Below are 20,425 nucleotides of genomic sequence, written 5' to 3'. Positions count from 1 at the left end.
GATGTGTATGAAAAGGCCGTATGTGTCCGCGTTCACGTTGCTCGAATTGATGATCGTGCTGGCAATAGCGGCCACACTGGCAGTATTCGCGGTGCCCGCGTATCGCAGTCATATTGCGCGAACGCATCGCGTCGACGCGGCATCCGCGCTGTATCGGGCAGCGCAATTTATCGAGGGAGCGACGAGCGACGGTGTGTCGACCTTGCCGCCGGGACTGGACCAGGCGCCGCAATTCGGGGTGTCGATTTATCGCTTGCGCGTGTTGCCTGCGGACGAAGTAAATGGCGGCTATTCGATAGAGGCGACACCCGCCGAATTTGGCCCAATGCGTGATGATGCCTGTGGCACTTTCACGCTCGACGCGACGGGCCAGCGGGGTAATAGAAGCGCGGGAAGCGATTCGACGCCCGCAAGCGGCGAATGTTGGAATACAAGCTGAAGACCTGAAGACACATAAAACGACGGCTCACCCGCCCAACCGCCGCCCTGACAACCCATCAACCCACTAACCAAGCCTCTCAATACCCACTATCAACCGATTCCTCTTTCGCGCGAGGAGAACCAGAAGAAGCCCCAGCCGCAGCCGAGTCACGCTTCATCTGCTGCCAGATTCGATACGCTTCCCAAGCAGCAAGCCCCAGGCTGCCCCATTTAAGTGCCGGTTTCGCACCGGCCACAACCGTGGCGCGCAATGGCTTAGCCAGCAACATGGAAGCAAGCGAACTGACAATCGGGTACTGCTTCAGCAAAGCGCCAATTGTTCCCGCGTTGATGAAGCTCGCCTTCTCCCCACTGCGGGTCCTCACGCCGCCAAACCCCGGCACAATAAATTTAAGCCAGCTGAAATGCGTAACGGCCTGCCGCAACTCGATGGTCGCCTGAGCGAGTTCCATGCGTTCGACATCCGCGCGTACCAGCAGCAACTCCTTGCGCAGCGCACGCAGGTGCGGCGCGCTCAGATCTTTGGCCTGATGGCGTTTGTTACGGAATGCGGTATCGGAGTGGCTTTGGCTCATGGCGGGTCGACGGCAATGGAAGTGAGGTGGGACAGTCGGTCGACGTCAAGCAACGTCAACCAGCACAGCAAACGCGCATCAAATTCACAACCTGGGGGCGCGCGGCGCACCGAAGACGCTCGCCAAGCCCTCTGCACGCCTCTGCATCAAGGTTTGCGAAATACGTCGCGGTCTTTCTCAAACTCGGCGACCGTGGCTTCGAACACCATCGGCGCGTTGCGCAAACCACTGCGCGCTTTCAGCGCACAGGCCAAGCCCGCGATGGCATAAACAGCGGTAATGCCGGCAAGCGACTGCCACCGGTAGGTATCCCAGAACGAGATCGCGATCAGCGCGGTCAGTGCGATGAGCGCCATCGTGGCGAGCATCATCGCAGCAAGACCAAGGAACAGCACGCCGAGCAAACGGTCTTTTTCTTCGGCGAGTTCAATGCCGACCAGTTCGAGCCGCGTCTGCAGAATCGCAAACACGGAACCGATAATGCGGCGCAACGGACTAGGTTCTCCGCGCTGCGAGTGTGTTTCGATCGTCATGGCTGTGGGCGTTGCGCGTGAAGGCCTAACCGGCGCGGGCGCGCGCCAAGAAAAGCAGACCGGCCAGGCATGCGCCGGTCGACTCGATTCGCTGGTGTGCCGGACGAGATTCGACCGACGACCTCACCAGTACTACTTGCGATTGATCAGCAGACCCAGCAGCACGCCAGCGCCCGCGGCAATGCCGATGGACGCCCACGGATGCTCATGCACGTAGTCGTCGGTGGCGCGAGCCGCCTTCTTGCCTTTTTCGACCACCACGACCTGTACGTCAGCCGCCTTTTCCTTAGCCTGCTTCAGGCGCGTCAGCGCCGTTTCACGCAGTTCCGAAGCGCGCTCGCCCGTGGCGCTCGCGGCCTGTTTCAGCAAATCCTCTGCGTCCGCGAGGACGGTTTTGATATCCGACATCAATCTCTCCTTGTTGACTTCCGACATTGACAACTCCCCTTCGTCTCACGGCCACGCGTGAATCGTAACCAAAGAAACGGTTGCTGGCGAGCGCAGTGCCCTGTTGATTTCCAAGAACGCACGATCCGTTCCCGATGCAGCACCATCAGAAAAGCGCAGTTTGGAAGGCCAATCTTGCCAAGTTTGCTTATGATGGAGTTGATCTGTCCCGCAAAGTTTCCACTAAAACGGTGAAAATTACAAAAACGCATAAAGTAGTGACGCAATGTTCGTTCGTCTTGGACGTTCGCTGCCATATGCTTTATGTTGGCGGGGTGCTGCGGGAGAGAGCCCGCGCGGGAAACCGACTACCTTAAAGGAGATACACAATGAGTCTACGTCTTGGCGACATCGCGCCGGATTTCGAGCAGGAGTCGAGTGTCGGCCGTATCAAGTTTCACGAGTGGCTAGGCGACAGCTGGGGTGTACTGTTTTCGCATCCGGCTGACTTCACGCCGGTCTGCACGACCGAGCTCGGCCTGACCGCCAAGCTGGCCAGCGAATTCGAAAAGCGCAATGTTAAGACGATCGCGTTGTCCGTCGACAGCGCGGAGTCGCATAAGGAATGGATCAAGGACATCAACGAGACGCAGGCGGCTAACGTCGGCTTCCCGATTCTCGCTGACGGCGATCGCAAGGTTGCCGAGCTGTACGACATGATTCACCCGAACGCTAACGAGACGCTGACGGTCCGCTCGCTGTTCGTGATCGATCCGAAAAAGAAGGTGCGTCTGATCATCACGTACCCGGCCAGCACCGGCCGCAATTTTGACGAAGTGCTGCGTGTGATCGATTCGTTGCAATTGACGGACAGCCACTCCGTCGCTACGCCCGGCAACTGGAAGCAGGGTGATGACGTCGTGATCGTCCCGTCGCTGAAGGACGAGGAAGTCATCAAGCAGAAATTCCCGAAGGGCTACAAGGCCCTGCGTCCGTACCTGCGCATGACGCCGCAGCCGAACAAGTAAGCGGGTAATGAAACGCGCAAGTCGCGCGGTTCATCGAGCGCGCAGTTAGCTAGAACAGCGCGCTGCAATAAAAGAAGGCCGGTTCAATCTTGAACCGGCCTTCTTTTTTCATTCGAACTTCAGAAAAGCATCACGGAAAAATCAGAAAAACGCCTGAATGCCGGTTTGCGCACGCCCGAGGATCAGTGCGTGAATATCGTGCGTACCTTCGTAGGTATTTACGACTTCCAGATTCACCAGATGCCGCGCAATCCCGAACTCGTCTGAAATACCGTTGCCGCCGAGCATGTCACGTGCGAGTCGCGCAATGTCCAGCGCCTTGCCACACGAATTGCGTTTCATGATCGACGTGATTTCAACCGCCGCCGTGCCTTCGTCCTTCATGCGGCCAAGGCGCAGCACGCCTTGCAGACCGAGCGTGATCTCCGTCTGCATGTCGGCGAGTTTCTTCTGGATCAACTGGTTCGCGGCGAGCGGCCGGCCGAACTGTTTGCGATCGAGCACATACTGACGCGCGGTGTGCCAGCACGATTCGGCCGCGCCGAGCGCACCCCACGCAATGCCGTAACGCGCCGAGTTCAGGCACGTGAAAGGACCACGCAAGCCGCTGACATCCGGGAAACGGTTTTCTTCCGGCACGAACACTTCGTCGAGCACGATCTCGCCGGTGATCGATGCACGCAAACCCACCTTGCTATGGATGGTCGGCGCCGACAGCCCCTTCCAGCCCTTCTCCAGAATGAAGCCGCGAATCGAGTCCTTGCCGTCTTCTTCGAGCTTTGCCCACACGACGAACACGTCGGCGATCGGCGAATTGGTGATCCACATTTTTGCGCCGGACAGCGAATAGCCGCCGTCCACTTTCTTCGCGCGCGTGATCATGCTGCCTGGGTCGGAGCCGTGGTTCGGTTCGGTCAGGCCGAAGCAGCCGATCCATTCGCCGGTGGCGAGCTTGGGCAGGTACTTCTGCTTTTGCGCCTCGGAGCCGAATTCGTTGATCGGCACCATGACGAGCGACGATTGCACCGACATCATCGACCGGTAGCCGGAATCGACGCGCTCCACCTCACGCGCGATCAGACCGTAAGCCACGTAGTTCAGACCGGGGCCGCCGTATTGCTCAGGAATGGTCGGGCCGAGCAGGCCGAGTTCGCCCATCTCGCGGAAGATTTCGATATCGGTCTTCTCGTGACGGAACGCCTCGAGCACGCGCGGTTGCAGCTTGTCCTGCGAGTAAGCGGCGGCGGCGTCGCGCACCATGCGTTCGTCTTCGGTGAGCTGCTGATCCAGCAGCAACGGGTCTTCCCAGTGAAACTGCGCGGCCTCGGCCATGACGTATCTCCTGATTCTTGCTTGATCTCAAGCTTGACTTAAGTTCCGCTATGCGAAACAATGTTTTGCAAACGACACCCGAGTGTATCATCCGATGACGCCAGCATCTACTCCCCCTGATCCGATCGACGAGCGCAAATTCGTCGTCGCCCTTGCGCGCGGGCTGGATCTGCTGCGCGCGTTCAAGCCGGGCGAAACGATGCTCGGCAATCGCGATTTCGTCGAACGAACGGGCTTGCCTAAAGCAACCGTCAACCGTCTCGCTTACACGCTGACCGTGCTCGGCTATCTGCGGCTCGACGAGACGCTCGGCAAATATGCGCTCGACGCCGGTGTGCTGTCGCTGGGGTTCGCGTTGCTGTCCGGCACGGACACGCTCGAACTCGCCCGCCCGCACATGCGCACGTTCGCGCGAGAGGTGGGGGCGGCGGTGTCGCTCGGTTGCCGCGATGGGCTCGACATGATTTATCTGGAGACGATCCGCAGTGAGACCGCGTTGACGCTCGGGCTGGCATCCGGTTCGAAACTGTCGATGCTGACCAGTTCGATGGGCCGTGCGTATCTCGCCGTGCAACCGCTCGACGCGCGTGCAGCGTTGCTGGTCGAGTTGAAGAAAGCCGCGGGCAAAGTCGGTGCGGCACTCGTGGCCGACGCGCAAACCGAAATCGCCGCGTTTGCCACCGAGCGTTGCTGCTATTCATTCCGCGCGTGGCACGACGATGTGAACGCGGTTGCCGTTCCGTTTCGCGAGCCGCGCGAAGGGCGTTGGCTGGTGCTGAGTTGCAGCGGACCGGCGTCGTCGATGGGAGAGGAGGTGTTTCGCGAAAATGTTGCGCCGAGATTGAAGGCGCTTGCACGGCGACTGGGTGATGTGGGGTGATGGGCGAGCGTGCCCGGCCGTTCTCGTGACGTAGGCAGAAGGGCGCGCGATTATTCCGCCTGAACAGAGTGCCGACATGCGTACGCGCTACTAACGGCAAGTGCAGCCGAGTTGTGAGCTCGCTTCCCGACGGTGGGTAACCGGGCGCGGGCTGCCTATTCGACCAAAGCCGATCTGCTCACACATGCGCACGGCAGCCCGGCATTCAATTAACAGCAGGCAACCCTTCCCTTAGCGCGGTCTTAGCCCGGCCTTGAAGCGGCCTTGACTTCGTCCCAACGCAAGCTCACCGCTGCCTCGCAAGCCACTCCACCCATCAAGCCGCCCGATCGTGATAATGCGCGGTGAATAGCGGCCCCTGAACAAACCGCACGTCATACTGCTGCAACGCGACGAACTGCGCTTCATCCATCACGCGATTAAAAATCAGCGGAATCCGCAAGCGGCTCGCGTAGCCGACTAGCGGTTTCACCGTCGCGTCGCGCAACGCGATAGCGGCATCCATCTTGATGAAGTCGAGCCGTGCCGCTTCCGACACCGACAGAATCTGCCCCGCGTTCGACAGATTGCCCGCCACCTTGAAGCCATAGTGCTGATAGCTCTTGGTGAGATAGCCGAGAAAGGTCTTGTGCGCGACCGCCGCAGCCGGCAACTCGATTACCACCCGCGACGGGTTCAATCCGAACGACACCAGCACGGTCGAAAAATGCCGTCCATGGTCGTACTTCACGCTCTTCAACAGACGCTCGTGCACGCGCAGAAACAGCAGGCCATGCCGCTGCGCGCCAAAGAAATTGATCGCGTGCAACGCGCGTGACATCCGGTCGAGCGCGACCAGCTCCTGATCGTCGCCGATACGGTCGAAAGGATCGAAGACATCGAACGGCGCGGCGTCGAGTCGATGAGTGACTGCCTGGAAGCCGAGTTCATCGCCGAAACGATCCACGCCTTCTGCGCCCGACGACAGCGACTGCGCCAACGCATGCACGGTGATGTCGAAGATCGGCTCGTAGGCACTGGCCAGCTCAACGCCCTTGAATCGCGCCAGCGCGATGTCGCCATGCTCGCCTTGTCCCATCGCCAGATGTTCGCCGAGAAACGGGTGATCGGCGGAGCGCTTGATGAGATCGGGGATGGTCGGCGGAATCATGGAAATAAAGGATGAGCAGGGTAAATGCGCAAGTCGGCGCGGCGACGCGACTCGATTGCCGCATCCACTGATGGTAGCAGTCCGCCATGCGCGCTCATGAACAAAATGCTCATAACGTTATCCGCCGAACGCGTGTGCGGGCGGCTCGCAGCGCTTGGGTCCGACGTGCTTCAGGGTATACGTTAATTTCACTATACGTAATTCGTTTTACTATGTGTAACCCGTGACGTTGCTGCGGCTGGAACGGTGCGGACGCACGATTGGGCGATGTTCGAGATGCGTCCGCGCTGCATGCCACCCCATCCACTCGCTCCACAGGCGTGACACGCTCACGCTCGAAGTGCGCCGTCCGGTCGAGCCGGCCTGGCGCCCAACCAATCCGTTCAGGATGAGGAGACTGTTTGATGAACGCCACCCCGGCCGAGGCCGCCAACGGCCCGCATGCCGCTAACGCCGCTAACGCCACCAGCGTGATCGAAGTCGAGCACCTACTTCGCGAAACGCACCAGCCGGCGTTTCAGATGATGCTGTTCGCGCTCTGCGGGCTGTGCCTGTTGATCGACGGCTTCGACGCGCAGGCGATGGGCTACGTCGCGCCCAGCGTGATCGGCGAATGGCATGTGTCGAAGGCGGCGCTAGGGCCGGTGTTCAGCGCCAGTCTGTTCGGCATGCTGCTGGGCGCGCTGGGTCTGTCGGTACTGGCCGACCGCATCGGGCGTCGTCCTGTCCTGATCGGTGCGACGTTTTTCTTCGCGCTTTCCATGCTCGCCACGCCGCTCGTGTCAACGATTCCCGCCTTGATCACGCTGCGTTTCATCACCGGTCTCGGCCTCGGCTGCATCATGCCGAACGCAATGGCGCTGGTCGGCGAGTTCTCGACCCCCGCGCACCGCGTCAAGCGCATGATGCTGGTGTCGTGCGGCTTCACGCTGGGTGCGGCGCTCGGCGGCTTTGTCAGCGCTGCGTTGATTCCGGCGTACGGCTGGCGCGCGGTGTTCTGGGTCGGCGGCACGGTGCCGTTGCTGCTTGCGTTTGCGATGCTCGTTGCGTTACCGGAGTCGCTGCAATTTCTGGTGCTCAAAGGACGCAGCGCACAGGCATTGCGCTGGCTGATGAAGTTCAATCCGGCGTTGCCGATCGACGCGAACACGCGTCTGGTCGTGCGGGAAAAGGGTAACGGCGGTGCGCCGGTCGCCGAACTGTTCCGCGCGGGGCGCGGGCCGGTAACGGCAATCCTGTGGGCGATCAGCTTCATGAACCTGATCGATCTTTACTTCCTGTCGAACTGGCTGCCAACCGTGATGCGTGACGCCGGCTATTCGGCGGGCACCGCGGTGATCGTCGGCACGGTGTTGCAGACGGGCGGCGTGGTCGGCACGTTGCTGCTCGGCTGGTTTATCGAGCGTTTCGGTTTCGTGCGCGTGTTGTTCGTGTGTTTTGTCGGCGCGGCGCTGTCGGTGGGTGCAATCGGTTCCGTCGCGCACGCGTTGCCGTGGCTCCTGATCGCCGTATTCGCGGGCGGCTTCTGCGTGGTCGGCGGACAACCGGCGGTCAATGCGCTGGCTGGCCACTTTTATCCGACCAGCTTGCGCTCGACCGGGATTGGCTGGAGCCTTGGCATTGGGCGGATCGGCTCGGTGATCGGGCCGCTCGTCGGCGGCCAGCTGATTGCGCTGAACTGGTCGAACGCGGCGCTGTTTCAGGCGGCGGCCGCGCCGGTGCTGTGCTCCGCGCTGCTGGTGATCGCGCTGGCCGGTTTGACGCGGTTGCGCGGTCAGCGGTCCGAAGCGCAATCCGCATGAGACGAACGTCAGGTAGCGATTCGAAAAGATTCGAGTATCAACGGAGAACCTTGGATGGACACCCCAACGCATAAAGTGCCCGCAGCGAGTTCGCGGCTCGAGATCGAGCCGGGCTATCAGTCGGGTTTTGCTAACGAATTCGCAACCGAGGCGCTGCCAGGCGCGCTGCCCGAAGGCCGCAATTCGCCACAACGCGCGGCCTATGGGCTGTACGCCGAGCAGATTTCGGGCACCGCGTTCACCGCACCGCGCGGCCATAACCGTCGTTCGTGGCTGTACCGGATTCGTCCGGCGGCAGTACATATGCCGTTCACCCAGTTGCCTTGCGACCGGCTCGTCGCGAATTTCGCCGACGTGCCGCCTACGCCGCCGAATCAGCTTCGCTGGGACGCGCTGCCCATGCCGGGCGCGCCCACCGATTTCATCGACGGCTGGGTGACGATGGCGGGCAATGGCTCCGCGGAATCGATGAACGGCTGCGCGATTCATCTGTACGCGGCAAATCGTTCGATGAAAGACCGCTTTTTCTACAACGCCGATGGGGAACTGCTGATCGTGCCGCAGGAAGGCCGCCTCGATATCGCGACCGAAATGGGCCGGCTCGAAGTCGCACCGTTCGAAATCGCAGTGATCCCGCGCGGCGTGCGTTTCTCGGTGAGCCTGCCGGACGACACCGCGCGCGGCTACATCTGCGAAAACTTTGGCGCGTTGCTGCGCTTGCCGGATCTCGGTCCGATCGGCTCGAACGGTCTCGCGAATCCGCGCGACTTCCTCACGCCGCACGCCGCGTATGAAGACCGCGAAGGCGACTTCGAACTCGTCGCGAAGATGAACGGCAATGTATGGCGCGCTGACATCGGCCATTCGCCGCTCGACGTGGTCGCGTGGCACGGCAATTACGCGCCGTACAAGTACGACTTGCGGCGCTTCAACACGATTGGTTCGATCAGCTTCGATCATCCCGACCCGTCGATCTTTCTGGTGCTGCAATCGCAAAGCGACACAGCGGGCGTCGATACGATCGACTTCGTGATCTTCCCGCCGCGCTGGCTCGCCGCCGAAGATACGTTCCGTCCGCCGTGGTTCCATCGCAATGTCGCGAGCGAATTCATGGGGCTCGTGCATGGCGTGTACGACGCGAAGGCCGAAGGCTTCGTGCCGGGCGGCGCGAGTCTGCACAACTGCATGTCGGGCCACGGTCCTGACGCCGATACGTTCGAGAAAGCGTCGCATGGCGATACCTCGGTGCCGAAAAAAGTCGGCGACACGATGGCGTTCATGTTCGAGACACGTACGCTGATCAAACCCACCCGTTTCGCACTCGAAACTGCGCAGTTGCAGGCGCATTACTACGAGTGCTGGCAAGGTCTCAAGAAACATTTCAACCCGGAGCAACGATGAACGCATTGAGCGATCTTCAGGCGACGCTCGATCCGTCGCGCAGGAGCTGGGTCGAGTCGGCCAACGATTCGACTAATGACTTTTCGATTCAGAACCTGCCGTTTGGTGTTTTTAGCGCCCGGCAGAATGACGCGCGCCGCGTGGGTGTGGCGATTGGCGATGAGATCGTCGATCTGGCTGCGTTGCAGGCGGCTGGATTGCTGAAGCTGTCGGCGGCGAAGACCGATGTCTTTGCGCGCGACACGCTGAACGATTTCATCGCGCTGGGCCGCGAAACGTGGCGAAGCGTCCGCGTGCAGTTGAGCGCGCTGCTGGCACGCGACACCGCGATGTTGCGCGACGACGCTGCGTTGCGCGCCAGGGTTCTGGTTCGCCAGGCCGACGCAAAATTGCATCTGCCTGTGCACATTCCAGGCTACACCGACTTCTATTCGTCGAAGGAGCACGCCACCAACGTCGGTTCCATGTTCCGCGATCCGAAGAACGCGTTGCTGCCGAACTGGTCCGAGATGCCGATCGGTTACAACGGGCGGGCGTCGTCGGTGGTGGTGAGCGGCACGCCGGTGCGTCGTCCGAATGGTCAGTTGAAGCTGCCGGATCAGGAGCGCCCTGTGTTCGGCGCATGCCGCAAGCTCGACATCGAACTGGAAACGGGCTTCGTGATCGGTGCGGGCAATGCGTTGGGCGAACCGGTTGCGTGCGCGGATGCCGAAGCGCATATCTTCGGCATGGTGCTGCTGAACGACTGGAGCGCGCGCGATATTCAGCAATGGGAATACGTGCCGCTCGGCCCGTTCAACGCGAAGACGTTTGCCACCACGATCTCGCCGTGGATCGTCACGCTCGACGCGCTCGAACCGTTCCGCGTCGCGCAGCCGGTGCAGGAACCGGCGCCGCTGGCGTATCTGCGGCACGAAGGCAGGCATGCGTTCGATATCACACTGGAGGTGACGCTGCGCCCGCAGCAGGCGAAGCGGGCGAGCACGATCGCACGGACCAACTTCCGGCACATGTACTGGACGATGGCGCAGCAGCTTGCGCATCACACGGTATCGGGCTGCAATACGCGCGTTGGCGATCTGATGGGTTCGGGCACGATCAGCGGCCCGACGGACGACTCGTTCGGCAGCCTGCTGGAACTGACGTGGAACGGTAACAAGCCATTGGAGTTGAACGAAGGCGGCACGCGCAGTTTCATTGAAGACGGCGATGAACTCACGCTGCTCGGCTGGTGCCAGGGCGACGGCTACCGCGTGGGATTCGGCGCGTGCGCAGGCGAGATCGTACCGGCGCTGAAGTGACGCAGAAGTCGCGCCTGAATGGCGCGGCGCCGCAAAAAAACGGGGAGGCCGCTCACGTCGGCTTCCCCGTTTTTTGATGGATAACGCGCAATCTGCGAAGCAACCGTACACGGCTGCGCACTACGTCAACCGGCCATCGCCGTGAAACCACGGCGCTTTTCCCACCACACGGCAACCAGAAACGCGAGCGCGGCAGCCAGCAGCACGCCAACCATCGCGTTATCGCCCACGCGCTTCATCAATGCGCCCGCCACCAGCGGCCCGCCAAAACTCGCCGCGCTCCACGACGCCCCGACCAGCGAACTCGCCGATACCAGCGCGACGCCGCGAAAGCGCTCGCCGCATGCCACCAGGGACAAGGTATAGATCGCTCCAGCAGCCGCGCCGAGCACATACAGCAGTGGCCAGCACAACCACGGCGACTTGACCGCCCACGGCAAAAACGGCAACAGCGCCACGACCACCACGCCGCAACCGATATGCACACGCTCACGCCCGAGCCGGTCGGCGAGCCAGCCGATCGGAAACTGCATCGTCGTATCGCCGAGCAGCAACGCCGAAGCGAACAGCACGGCCACTTCGCTCGTGATGCCGTGAGACATCGCGAAAAGCGGCAGCAGCGACAACGCGATTGTGTCGAATAGCGCGAAGAAGCCGGTGCCGATCACCAGCGCGGGCATCTGCGGCAAGACCCGGCGCCAGCTTCCATGTGCTGCGTGTTCATCGTTGGACGCGTGAGGGGTGGCGCGGATCGTCGCGAGCATCGGCAACGCCAGCAAAAAAATGACACCGCAAAGCAGGAAGCGCCAGTGCGTGAGTCCGGCGATCTGGCTCACCAGCACCGGCCCCGACATCTGGAATAGCGTGAAGTTGGTCGCGTAGATCGCGATCACGCGGCCCCGCGAAGCATCGTCGGCTAACTGGTTGACCCAGGCTTCGCCGATGGTGAAGAGCAGCATCAACGCCGCACCGCACAACAGCCGTAACACGGCCCATAGCCACAGGTTCGCGACAGTTGCATCAGCGCGGTGGCGAACGCGACGACCAGCACCGCGCCGACAATCACCTGGCGGCCGTTGAAGCGCGCCGCGATCCAGCCAGCCAGCGGGACAATGATGAGACCGCCGCCCGCTTGCGCAGCGGTCAGCAGGCCGACGACGTCGGTGCCGTAGCCTGCTTGCGTCAATGCGAGGGAGGTGAGCGGAAGCGTCGCGCCGCTGCCGAGTCCGACAACGGCAACGCTGAGGATCAGCGCGAGGAAATCGCGGGTGAAGATGACTTTCATCGGCCAGGATGCTACTACGGGTGCAACGCGTTGGCACCTGTGACGGCGTGCGCTGTGGCGCCGGTGACGCCGCGGTGATGCTGCAGTGATTCGCGGGCGCGACGCGTTCCGGCCACGATCGAAGAGAAGAAACTGAACGGGCGCGAAGCTTACGCCCGCTGCGCTCACTGCGCTATTTAACTTGCCACCGCCATCCGCTGCGCGCGCCGATCGATCGACACCGACCACAGCGTCAACAGCAACGCGCCAATCGACGTCGCCACACCGACCCACGGCAGGGTGGTCAGCGGCGCGCCCGCGCCGATTGCCATGCCGCCCAGCCACGCTCCGGTGGCATTGCCGAGATTGAACGCGCCCTGGTTCAGCGTCGACGCCAGATTCGGCGCATGACTCGCGCGGTCGACGATCAGCATTTGCAGCGGCGGCACGATCGCGAAAGCCAGAATGCCCCACACGAAAATCGTGATCATCGCCGGAATCGCGGCGTGCATCGTGCCCGCGAAGATCGTCAGGATCACGGCGATAGCCAGCAGGAACGCGATCAGCGACGGCATCAACCGCCAGTCGGCCAGCTTGCCGCCGAGCGTGCTGCCCACCGTCAGCCCGAGGCCGAACAGCAACAGCACCATCGTGACCGCATGCGGCGTAAAGCCGGTCACGTCTTCGAGAATCGGCGTGATGTAGGTGAAGGTCGAGAAGAGGCTGGCCGATGCGAGCACGCTGATCCCGAGCACCATCAGCACTTGTGGGTTTTTCAGTACGCTGAATTCGCGGACGAGGCTCGCCTTCTGCATCTCGATTCTGGCCGGCAGACACACGGCCAGCGCAGCGGCGGCGATGATGCCGATGCCGGTCACTGCCCAGAAAGTCGCGCGCCAGCCGACAGCTTGGCCCAGCGCGGTGCCGAGCGGCACGCCCAGCACGTTGGCGAGCGTCAGACCGGTGAACATCAGCGCGATGGCTTGCGCACGGCGGTTCGGCGCGACCAGCCCTGCTGCCACCACCGAGCCGATCCCGAAGAACGCGCCATGGCAGAACGCCGTGACGATGCGCGCGGCCATCAGCACCGCGTAACCCGGCGCAACCGCGCACAGCATATTGCCAACGATGAACACGCCGATCAGGCTCATCAGCGCTTTCTTGCGCGGCATATTGGCAACCGCGATTGCGACGATCGGCGCGCCGATGGTGACGCCGAGCGCATAAGCCGACACCAGCATCCCGGCGGCGGGGATCGACACGGACAGATCGCGCGCGACATCGGGCAGCAGCCCCATGATCACGAATTCGGTGGTACCGATTCCAAACGCAGCAATGGCAAGGGCTAGCAGGGGTAAAGGCATGGTGGAGGAACGTGAATCGGCACGACGGAACGCCGCGCGGCCGACGCGCGTTTTCGGGGCGAAAACGCCTGCGCCGGGCAGGGGGAAAACAGTAGGGGATTCTACCTAAGTCAAAACCGCCTTGCTGAGTCGTAAGGCAGTTGTTGTTTTTTGCTGAAAACCGGATGCGCACGCCTGCTGCGATGCGGCGGTCATGCGTCGGCGCGTAAAAATGGTCAGCGTTTTGTGCGCGCTCCGGTTTGCAATAGATAGCCATGACGACCCCCGCCGTCCGCAAAATTCGCCGCCCCGGCGACACCTTCGTCGAACACTGCCTGGTAACCGCCCGCGCCTTCTCGCCGCAGCGCCTCGGCGAGATCGTGGAGCGTGCTGTTTTCGATGGCCGAGCGGCGGTCGGCGAGCAGCGCCGCCTGGGGAAACGCGGCGAGTTCGGCGGCCAGTTGCCCGGCGGCCGCACGGGCCGAGCCTTTCGGCACCACGCGGTTCGCGAGTCCGAAGTCGAGCGCTTCGTGCGCGCTCACCGCGCGTCCAGTCAGTATCAGATCCAACGCCCGCGATAGCCCGATCAGACGCGGCAAGCGGATCGTGCCGCCGTCGATTAACGGAATGCCGACGCGCCGGCAGAACACGCCGAGCACCGCGTCTTCTTCGACCACCCGCAGATCGCACATCGCGGCCAGTTCCAGGCCGCCCGCCACCGCGTAGCCGGCAATCGCCGCGATCACGGGCTTGCTGAAGCTCATCCGCGTGGGTCCCATCGGGCCAGGACCGTGGCCGTCGGCGTGCAGTTCGTTGCGACGGGTGTCGTCGGCCAGCGCGCTCAGATCCGCGCCCGCGCAAAACGTGCCGCCTGCGCCGAACAGCACCGCTGCGCGCCACGCGGGCTCCGCCTCGAAGCGGCTGAACGCGGCGCTCAACGCCTGCGCGATGCCACGGTCCACTGCATTGCGCCGCTCGGGACGCTCAAGGACGATCGTCGCGACGCCGATATCCTCGTCAGATTCGATGCGCACGTAGTCGCTGAAATTTTGGGTGGCTATCATCGTTGAACCCGTGGAGGTCGGCATCCGTGGGCGCGCTTATCCCGCACGCTCGTGCAAGTTGTCGATGCTAAGTAATTAATAGAGTGGCTCGTCATGCTTCTTTCACAATCGGCTCGTAGCGTTACCGCTCTATTCACACGCTGGCGTTTTTTTGCCGGCTTATCGAGCCTGCCTTTGACCTTGTCCACTTCATCGTCGGCCGGCACGCCGGCTTGTGCCGAAACGGTCTGGATCGTGCCCCTGCACGAACATCCATGGTACGACCATGTGCGCCTGAAACGCGTATTCGTCACCGACGGCACGCGTCATCAGGTCGTGCTGGTCGACGTGCGCAAACTGCTTGCCTGCGCTGATCGCGATAACACCGACTACGTGCTGAGGCCCGTGGCCGAATGGCATTCGGGCAAGGTGCGCGGCATCCGCGAGTTTCTCGATCCAGACAGCCCGCGCATTCCGCAGATGCCCTATGTGACGATCTCGACGCGCCGCGCACCGGGTTTGCTCGGCTGGCTGGGTATCGAGCGTGAAGGCGTGGTGGCGTTTCGCAACGGGCAGCATCGCGCGCGCTATCTCGCGGATGCGGGCGCGCGCTGGTGTCCGGTAGAAGTGCACGAGCGGGAGGCGGTATTGCTACGCGACATGTGCGGCGCCGCAGACGACGCCCGCACCGCGATTCGCGCTATCTCGCCCACCAGGGAAAGCGGCGTTTAAGCAGCCGCTTCATCAGGTATGGCTGGCCGCGAGCACCGTGTTGCGCGGCGTGCCACCGTGCCATGCTGCGACATTGTCGAGCGTGGTCTGCGCAATTTCGTTCATCGCCTCGCGCGTGAAGAACGCCTGATGGGCGGTGACGATCACGTTCGGGAACATCAACAGGCGCGCGAGTATGTCGTCCTGTAGCGGCAGATTCGAATGATCCTCGAAGAAGATGCCGCCTTCTTCCTCATACACATCCAGACCGAGGTTGCCGAGCTGGCCGTCCTTTAACGCGCCGATCAGCGCGTTGGCTTCGACGAGGCCGCCGCGGCCGGTATTGACCAGCATCGCGCCGCGTTTCATCTTGGCGAGCGCGGGGCCGTTGATCAGATGGTACGTGGATGGCAGCAGTGGGCAGTGCAGGCTGACCACGTCGGATTCGGCGAGTAAGGTGTCGAGCGGCACGTAGCGCGCGCCGAGTGCGAGCAGGTCGTCGGCGGGCGTGCCGGGATCGTGCGCGAGCACTTGCATACCGAAGCCCGCCATGATCCGGCCGAACACGCGCCCGATCATACCGGTGCCGACCACACCGACGGTCTTGCCATGCAGATCGAAGCCCAACAGTCCGTGCAGCGAGAAGTCCCCTTCGCGGGTACGCGCGACGGCACGCGGCAAGCGCCGGTTCAACGCCAGAATCAGCCCGACCGCATGCTCGGCCACCGCGTGCGGCGAGTAGGCCGGCACGCGGACGACCGGAATGCCGAGACGCTCCGCGGTGGCCAGGTCGACATGATTGAAGCCCGCCGAGCGCAGCGCGATCAGGCGCGTGCCGCCGGCATGGAGTTGCTCCAGCACGGCCGCGTCGACGTTGTCGTTGACGAATGGGCAGACCACTTCATAGCCGTGCGCGAGGATCGCCGTTTCGCTATCGAGGTGCGACTCCTGGAAATGCAGTTCGTAGCCGTGAGAGGCGTTAGCTTCGGTGAACGTGTCGCTGTCGTACTGGCGGCTGCTGAACAGGATCATGCGCATGGCGGACTCCGGAAAAGACCCGCCGCGTGGAGAGCCGCGAATTCGTTACGCGGCACAGGGGGCAGGTCAGTGCAGTTCGGCGCAACTCGGTGCGGTTCGGGGCGCTTCGGTGATTCAGTATAAGGCACGCATTGCGCGCGTTACTGCATCGTGCTGTGACCCGCATCAAGCGTATTTGCCTTCACCTGGATCGTGTTTCATGAAGTCTCCAGGCTGTAGTGAAAATAATATTGACAGGCGTCCCGATCTACCATATTTATTAAAAGCACTCGAAAAGGCATGCTTAGTCATGCTGTACGAAATAGGCCATTCGAAGATTATGTCTTTTCACGGCGTCAGGCAACTTCGCGAGGAAAAAGTGACCGTCGAGCTAGCGGAAACATATTCCGGTTTCGTCACTGCGGCGCGGCGTAACTTCTTCTACGTCTACTACGCCATCCTCCCTGCCTGCGGTTTTTGTTGCACCGATTCCCGATCTCCGGTTTAAGGAATGTTCGAAAGAATTGTCCGACCCAAATAGGTTGGAAAGAATTTGTTCGTTTTCCAGAGCGATTTGTTTTCAGTTTTCAACTAACAAAACGTCAATCGGCGAGCCAACATGATCGGTGAATTGCTCAGATCGCAACCGGAGATCGCACTCTTTGCGAGTCTGGCAATTGGCTATTTCATCGGCTCGTTTCGGGTGGGGCCGATTCAGCTCGGTGGCGTGTGCGGCACGTTGATCGTATCGCTGCTATTAGGGCAGACCGGCGCGCGCCTCGCCCCCGATCTGAAAAACATCGCGTTTGCGCTATTCATCTTCGCGCTCGGCTTCACTGGCGGCCCGCAGTTCTTTGCCAACATCGGGCGTGGCTGGCGTTACGGATTGCTGTCGGTCGTGGAGATCGTGTCGGTGCTGGTGCTGATCATGATCGCGGTGCTCGTGATGCGGCTCGACGCCGGGACCGCCGCCGGCCTGCTGGCCGGCGCGGCGACGGAGTCGGCGGTGATCGGCACGGCGTCCGAAGCAATCGGCAAGCTCGGCCTCGGCGGCGCGGAGACCTTGCGCCTGCAGGCCAATATCGTGACCGCGTACAGCGTGAGCTATCTGTTCGGCCTGATCACCATCGTGCTCTTCACCAGCCAGTTCGCACCGCTGCTGTTGCGTATCGACCTGCGCGAAGAAGCCGACCGTGTGTGGCGCAAGCTGGGCGGCGACGGCGCATTCGGCGAAGGCCAGCGAGCGGCCGCACCCGCGCTGGTGGGCCGCGCGTTTCACGTCGGCGCGGCGGCTGGAACCACGGTTCAGGCGCTGGAGCAGCAGTACGGCTTCAATCTCACCATCGAACGCGTGCAGCGCGCCGGCGTGATCGTGCCGGCCGAGCCGCAATTGCAACTGGCTGCGGACGACCTGATCCTCGTCGCGGGACGGCGCGAAGCGGTGGTCGCGGCATCGGCGGGATTCGGTGAGGAAGTGGACGGCGCCACGTTTGGCGAGGTGATCGCCGAAAAGCTCGACGTCGTGTTGACGCGCGGCGACCTGCATGGTCGAACGATCGCCCAGGTGCGCGAGCAGGCGAAGCCGGAAAACGGACGGGGGGTCTACATCGCGGCCGTCACGCGGCTTGAAACCACGGTACCTGCGCTACCCGGCACCGAACTCAACCGGGGCGACGTGCTGACGCTGGTCGGCGCGAAAGCCGATGTCGAACGCGGCGCGAAGCGCCTCGGCTACGTGCTGCCACCGACCCTGAAAACCGATTTCATTTATCTCGCGCTCGGCGTGCTGGTCGGCATGGCAATCGGCCGGCTCGGCGGACGGATTGGCGGTGTGTCGATCGCGCTGGGCACGGGCGGCGGCTGTCTGTTGTCGGGGCTGCTGTTCGGCTGGATCCGCTCGCGCTATCCACTGATTGGGTCGCTGCCGTCGGCGGCCGCGCAAATCCTCAAGGACTTTGGGCTCGCCACGTTTATCGCGGCAGTCGGTTTGTCGGCAGGACCGGACGCGATCAAGCTGGTGCGCGAGTACGGGCTGGCGCTGCCGGTGGCCGGCATTCTGATGGTGCTCGTGCCGGGGCTGCTGTCCCTATGGATCGGCCACGTCTTTCTCAAGCTCGAAGCGCCCATGCTGCTCGGCGCCATCGCCGGCCAGCAATGCAGCACGCCGGCGATCAGCGCGCTAGTCGGCGTGACCGGTAATTCGACACCGGTGATCGGCTACACGATCACCTACGCACTCTCGAACATTCTGTTGCCATTGATGGGGCCCATTGTGGTCGGTCTCGCCGGCAAGTTCGGTTAGACCGGCGGGTGCGCGTTGCCGTGCGCGGCCGGCCCCTGCATGTCATGCATCAGGCATATCTCATAACGCGGGACGCGAAACCTCGCCGCACCGCCGTTGTCAGCAGCACCCAGTACTCAGTATCGCCAACTATTCAGCGAGGGCACGATGGACTGGCTACATAACATCTTTCACAAATCACCCGAGATTGCGCTGTTCCTGTCGCTCGCGATCGGTTACTTCATCGGGCAGATCAACTTTGGCAAATTCCAGTTGGGCGGCGTGGGCGGTTCGCTGCTGGCGGCGGTCGTGGTCAGCCAGGTGGGCGTGACGATCGACAACGGCGTGAAGTCGGTGATGTTCGCCGTGTTCATCTATGCGGTCGGCTATGACTCCGGTCCAGGCTTTTTCAATTCGCTCAATCGCAAGACGCTGCGGGAAATCGCGATGGCGGTGTTTCTTGCCGTGTCGGCGCTGGTCACCGTGGTGATCTGCGCGAAGCTGTTCCATCTGAACAAGGGACTTGCCGCTGGGCTCGCCGGCGGCGCGCTGACGCAATCGGCGATCATCGGCACGGCGGGCGATGCGATCGCACGGCTCGGACTGCCCGCCGACCAGGTGAAGTCGCTGCAGTCGGACGTGGCGATTGCGTACGCGGTGACCTATGTGTTCGGCTCGCTCGGCGCGATTATCGTCTGCGTGAATATCTTGCCGAAGTTCATGGGGCAGGGCTTGCGAGAGGCGGCGATCGACGCGGAGCGCGACCTCAAGTCGGGTGTGTCGGCGAACGCGCCCGGCCAGATATCGGCATTGCCCGAACTGGTGGGACGCGTGTACAAGATCGACGTCAGCGCGGGCAAAACCGTGCAGGCCGTCGAGACGCAGCATCAGGACGGCCTGACGATCGAGCGGATCAAGCGTGACGGTCAGGTGCTCGACCCGACGCCCGACCTCGTGCTGCAACTGAACGACATCGTGCTGGTGGTGGGCCGCCGCGAGGCGGTGGTCGCGTTCGGCTCGAACGGCAGCGAAGTGGCCGACGAAGAGGGCATCGGCATCGTCATGCAGACGCGCGACGGCGTGTTCACGCGCAAAGGCATGAATCACACGACGATCGCCGCAGCGCGGCAGGTGCTGGATCGCGATATGCGCCACGGCGTCTATCTGCAGAACATCACGCGCGCCGGTCAGCCGCTGCCGATTCTGCCGGAAACCAAACTCGAACACGGCGACGTGATCACCTTCTACGGCTCGCCGAAAGATACCAAACGCGCCGTCGACACAGCGGGCTACGAGTTGCCACGCACCATCAAGACCGACTTCATCTATATGGGCGTCGGCCTCGTGCTCGGTCTTCTGATCGGCCTGATCGTCATCAACGTGGGCGGCATTCCGCTGACGCTGGGTTCGGGCGGCGGCTGTCTGCTGGCTGGTCTGCTGTTCGGCTGGATGCGCGGCAAGCATCCGATGTACGGCGTGATGCCGTCGGCTGCGTCGCGGCTGCTGCAGGATTTCGGTCTCGCGGCATTCGTGGTGGTGGTCGGCCTCAACTCGGGATTGCAGGCCGTCGTGACGGTCAAGCAACTGGGCGTCACGATCTTCCTGCTCGGCGTGTTCGTCACGTTGTTCCCGTTGCTGCTGACCATGCTGTTCGGCCGCTACGTGCTGAAGTACAACAACGCGGCGATTCTGGCCGGCGCACTGTCGGGCTCGCGCAGCGCGAATCCGGCGTTCGGCGGCGTGCTCGACAAAGCCGAAAGCGCGGTGCCGACCGTGCCGTTCGCAATTACCTATGCGATTGCGAACGTCGCGCTGACGCTGCTGGGGCCGCTCGTGGTCGGGCTCGTGTAGCGCCGTTCATCCCTCTCTCTCACGCCGGCCGCGAACGGTGCGACCGTCGCGGCACCGGCGTCTTTCACCTGCTTATTGGAGAACG

At 62.5% G+C, this 20,425-nt stretch carries 18 protein-coding genes and 1 pseudogene; 10 read left to right on the top strand and 9 right to left on the bottom strand.

The window, feature by feature from the left end; all coding sequences use genetic code 11:
* Positions 1-7 precede the first annotated feature (7 nt).
* On the top strand, positions 8-439 hold the full coding sequence (locus LMG28727_RS08490; protein ID WP_201641840.1) for a type IV pilin protein: 432 nt from the start codon (positions 8-10) through the stop codon (positions 437-439).
* 79 nt (positions 440-518) lie between these two features.
* Here LMG28727_RS08490 and LMG28727_RS08485 read toward each other — a convergent pair whose 3' ends face one another.
* The 3 genes from LMG28727_RS08485 to LMG28727_RS08475 all read right to left on the bottom strand — a co-directional run bounded on the left by LMG28727_RS08485 (position 519) and on the right by LMG28727_RS08475 (position 1,984).
* Positions 519-1,016 carry a DUF3318 domain-containing protein gene (locus tag LMG28727_RS08485; RefSeq protein WP_201641839.1) on the bottom strand — a complete coding sequence of 166 codons (498 nt, stop codon included), beginning with the start codon at positions 1,014-1,016 and terminating at the stop codon, positions 519-521.
* Positions 1,017-1,162: 146 nt separating this feature from the next.
* Positions 1,163-1,549 carry a phage holin family protein gene (locus tag LMG28727_RS08480; protein WP_201641838.1) on the bottom strand — a complete coding sequence of 129 codons (387 nt, stop codon included), beginning with the start codon at positions 1,547-1,549 and terminating at the stop codon, positions 1,163-1,165.
* 132 nt (positions 1,550-1,681) lie between these two features.
* Positions 1,682-1,984: a DUF883 family protein gene (locus LMG28727_RS08475; RefSeq protein WP_028198798.1), complete on the bottom strand. Its 303-nt coding sequence runs from the start codon at positions 1,982-1,984 to the stop codon at positions 1,682-1,684.
* Positions 1,985-2,325: 341 nt separating this feature from the next.
* Here LMG28727_RS08475 and LMG28727_RS08470 point away from each other — a divergent pair, with 341 nt between their 5' ends.
* Positions 2,326-2,964 carry a peroxiredoxin gene (locus LMG28727_RS08470; protein WP_201641837.1) on the top strand — a complete coding sequence of 213 codons (639 nt, stop codon included), beginning with the start codon at positions 2,326-2,328 and terminating at the stop codon, positions 2,962-2,964.
* Positions 2,965-3,105: 141 nt separating this feature from the next.
* Here the strand turns inward: LMG28727_RS08470 and LMG28727_RS08465 are convergent, their stop codons facing one another.
* Entirely contained in the window at positions 3,106-4,296 is a 1,191-nt protein-coding gene (locus tag LMG28727_RS08465; RefSeq protein ID WP_201641836.1) for an acyl-CoA dehydrogenase, read from the bottom strand.
* 94 nt (positions 4,297-4,390) lie between these two features.
* Here LMG28727_RS08465 and LMG28727_RS08460 point away from each other — a divergent pair, with 94 nt between their 5' ends.
* Positions 4,391-5,176 carry an IclR family transcriptional regulator gene (locus LMG28727_RS08460; protein WP_201641835.1) on the top strand — a complete coding sequence of 262 codons (786 nt, stop codon included), beginning with the start codon at positions 4,391-4,393 and terminating at the stop codon, positions 5,174-5,176.
* A gap of 316 nt (positions 5,177-5,492) precedes the next feature.
* On the opposite strand, the gene LMG28727_RS08455 is transcribed toward LMG28727_RS08460, so the two are convergent.
* Positions 5,493-6,326, bottom strand: coding sequence for an EAL domain-containing protein (locus tag LMG28727_RS08455; protein WP_201641834.1), 834 nt, complete (start codon positions 6,324-6,326; stop codon positions 5,493-5,495).
* 404 nt (positions 6,327-6,730) lie between these two features.
* Between LMG28727_RS08455 and LMG28727_RS08450 the strand changes: the two genes are divergently transcribed.
* Genes LMG28727_RS08450 through fahA form a run of 3 tightly spaced genes read left to right on the top strand, consistent with a single transcriptional unit; the run spans position 6,731 to position 10,830 of the window.
* Positions 6,731-8,128 carry an MFS transporter gene (locus tag LMG28727_RS08450; RefSeq protein ID WP_201641833.1) on the top strand — a complete coding sequence of 466 codons (1,398 nt, stop codon included), beginning with the start codon at positions 6,731-6,733 and terminating at the stop codon, positions 8,126-8,128.
* 54 nt (positions 8,129-8,182) lie between these two features.
* The gene (hmgA, locus tag LMG28727_RS08445) at positions 8,183-9,529 is read left to right on the top strand and encodes a homogentisate 1,2-dioxygenase (RefSeq protein ID WP_201641832.1); all 1,347 of its coding nucleotides are present in this window, start codon (positions 8,183-8,185) and stop codon (positions 9,527-9,529) included.
* A complete protein-coding gene (gene fahA / locus LMG28727_RS08440) occupies positions 9,526-10,830 on the top strand; it encodes a fumarylacetoacetase (protein ID WP_201641831.1) in 1,305 nt (434 codons plus the stop codon). The genes hmgA and fahA overlap by 4 nt, the downstream gene beginning before the upstream one ends.
* Positions 10,831-10,955: 125 nt before the next feature.
* Here fahA and LMG28727_RS08435 read toward each other — a convergent pair.
* The 3 genes and pseudogenes from LMG28727_RS08435 to LMG28727_RS08425 all read right to left on the bottom strand — a co-directional run bounded on the left by LMG28727_RS08435 (position 10,956) and on the right by LMG28727_RS08425 (position 14,501).
* Positions 10,956-12,115 (bottom strand): annotated as a pseudogene (locus LMG28727_RS08435) (MFS transporter).
* 176 nt (positions 12,116-12,291) lie between these two features.
* Positions 12,292-13,458, bottom strand: a complete 1,167-nt coding sequence (locus LMG28727_RS08430; protein WP_201641830.1) for an MFS transporter — start codon at positions 13,456-13,458, stop codon at positions 12,292-12,294.
* A gap of 215 nt (positions 13,459-13,673) precedes the next feature.
* Positions 13,674-14,501 carry a crotonase/enoyl-CoA hydratase family protein gene (locus tag LMG28727_RS08425; RefSeq protein WP_201641829.1) on the bottom strand — a complete coding sequence of 276 codons (828 nt, stop codon included), beginning with the start codon at positions 14,499-14,501 and terminating at the stop codon, positions 13,674-13,676.
* A gap of 93 nt (positions 14,502-14,594) precedes the next feature.
* Here LMG28727_RS08425 and LMG28727_RS08420 point away from each other — a divergent pair, with 93 nt between their 5' ends.
* On the top strand, positions 14,595-15,212 hold the full coding sequence (locus tag LMG28727_RS08420; protein ID WP_201641828.1) for a plasmid fertility inhibition factor family protein: 618 nt from the start codon (positions 14,595-14,597) through the stop codon (positions 15,210-15,212).
* Positions 15,213-15,224: 12 nt separating this feature from the next.
* On the opposite strand, the gene LMG28727_RS08415 is transcribed toward LMG28727_RS08420, so the two are convergent.
* Entirely contained in the window at positions 15,225-16,229 is a 1,005-nt protein-coding gene (locus LMG28727_RS08415; RefSeq protein WP_201641827.1) for a 2-hydroxyacid dehydrogenase, read from the bottom strand.
* Between LMG28727_RS08415 and LMG28727_RS08410 the strand changes: the two genes are divergently transcribed.
* The 3 genes from LMG28727_RS08410 to aspT (LMG28727_RS08400) all read left to right on the top strand — a co-directional run bounded on the left by LMG28727_RS08410 (position 16,228) and on the right by aspT (LMG28727_RS08400) (position 20,340).
* Complete coding sequence (locus LMG28727_RS08410; protein ID WP_201641826.1) at positions 16,228-16,716, top strand: hypothetical protein; 489 nt, start codon at positions 16,228-16,230, stop codon at positions 16,714-16,716. The two genes, LMG28727_RS08415 and LMG28727_RS08410, sit on opposite strands and share 2 nt — an antisense overlap.
* 111 nt (positions 16,717-16,827) lie before the next feature.
* Entirely contained in the window at positions 16,828-18,510 is a 1,683-nt protein-coding gene (gene aspT, locus LMG28727_RS08405; RefSeq protein WP_201641825.1) for an aspartate-alanine antiporter, read from the top strand.
* 147 nt (positions 18,511-18,657) lie between these two features.
* Positions 18,658-20,340 carry an aspartate-alanine antiporter gene (gene aspT / locus LMG28727_RS08400; protein ID WP_201641824.1) on the top strand — a complete coding sequence of 561 codons (1,683 nt, stop codon included), beginning with the start codon at positions 18,658-18,660 and terminating at the stop codon, positions 20,338-20,340.
* The last annotated feature ends 85 nt before the right edge of the window (positions 20,341-20,425 follow it).

The organism is Paraburkholderia metrosideri (genome assembly GCF_904848625.1).
GTDB classification, from domain to species: domain Bacteria; phylum Pseudomonadota; class Gammaproteobacteria; order Burkholderiales; family Burkholderiaceae; genus Paraburkholderia; species Paraburkholderia metrosideri.
This window is presented reverse-complemented; position numbering and strand designations above follow the sequence as displayed.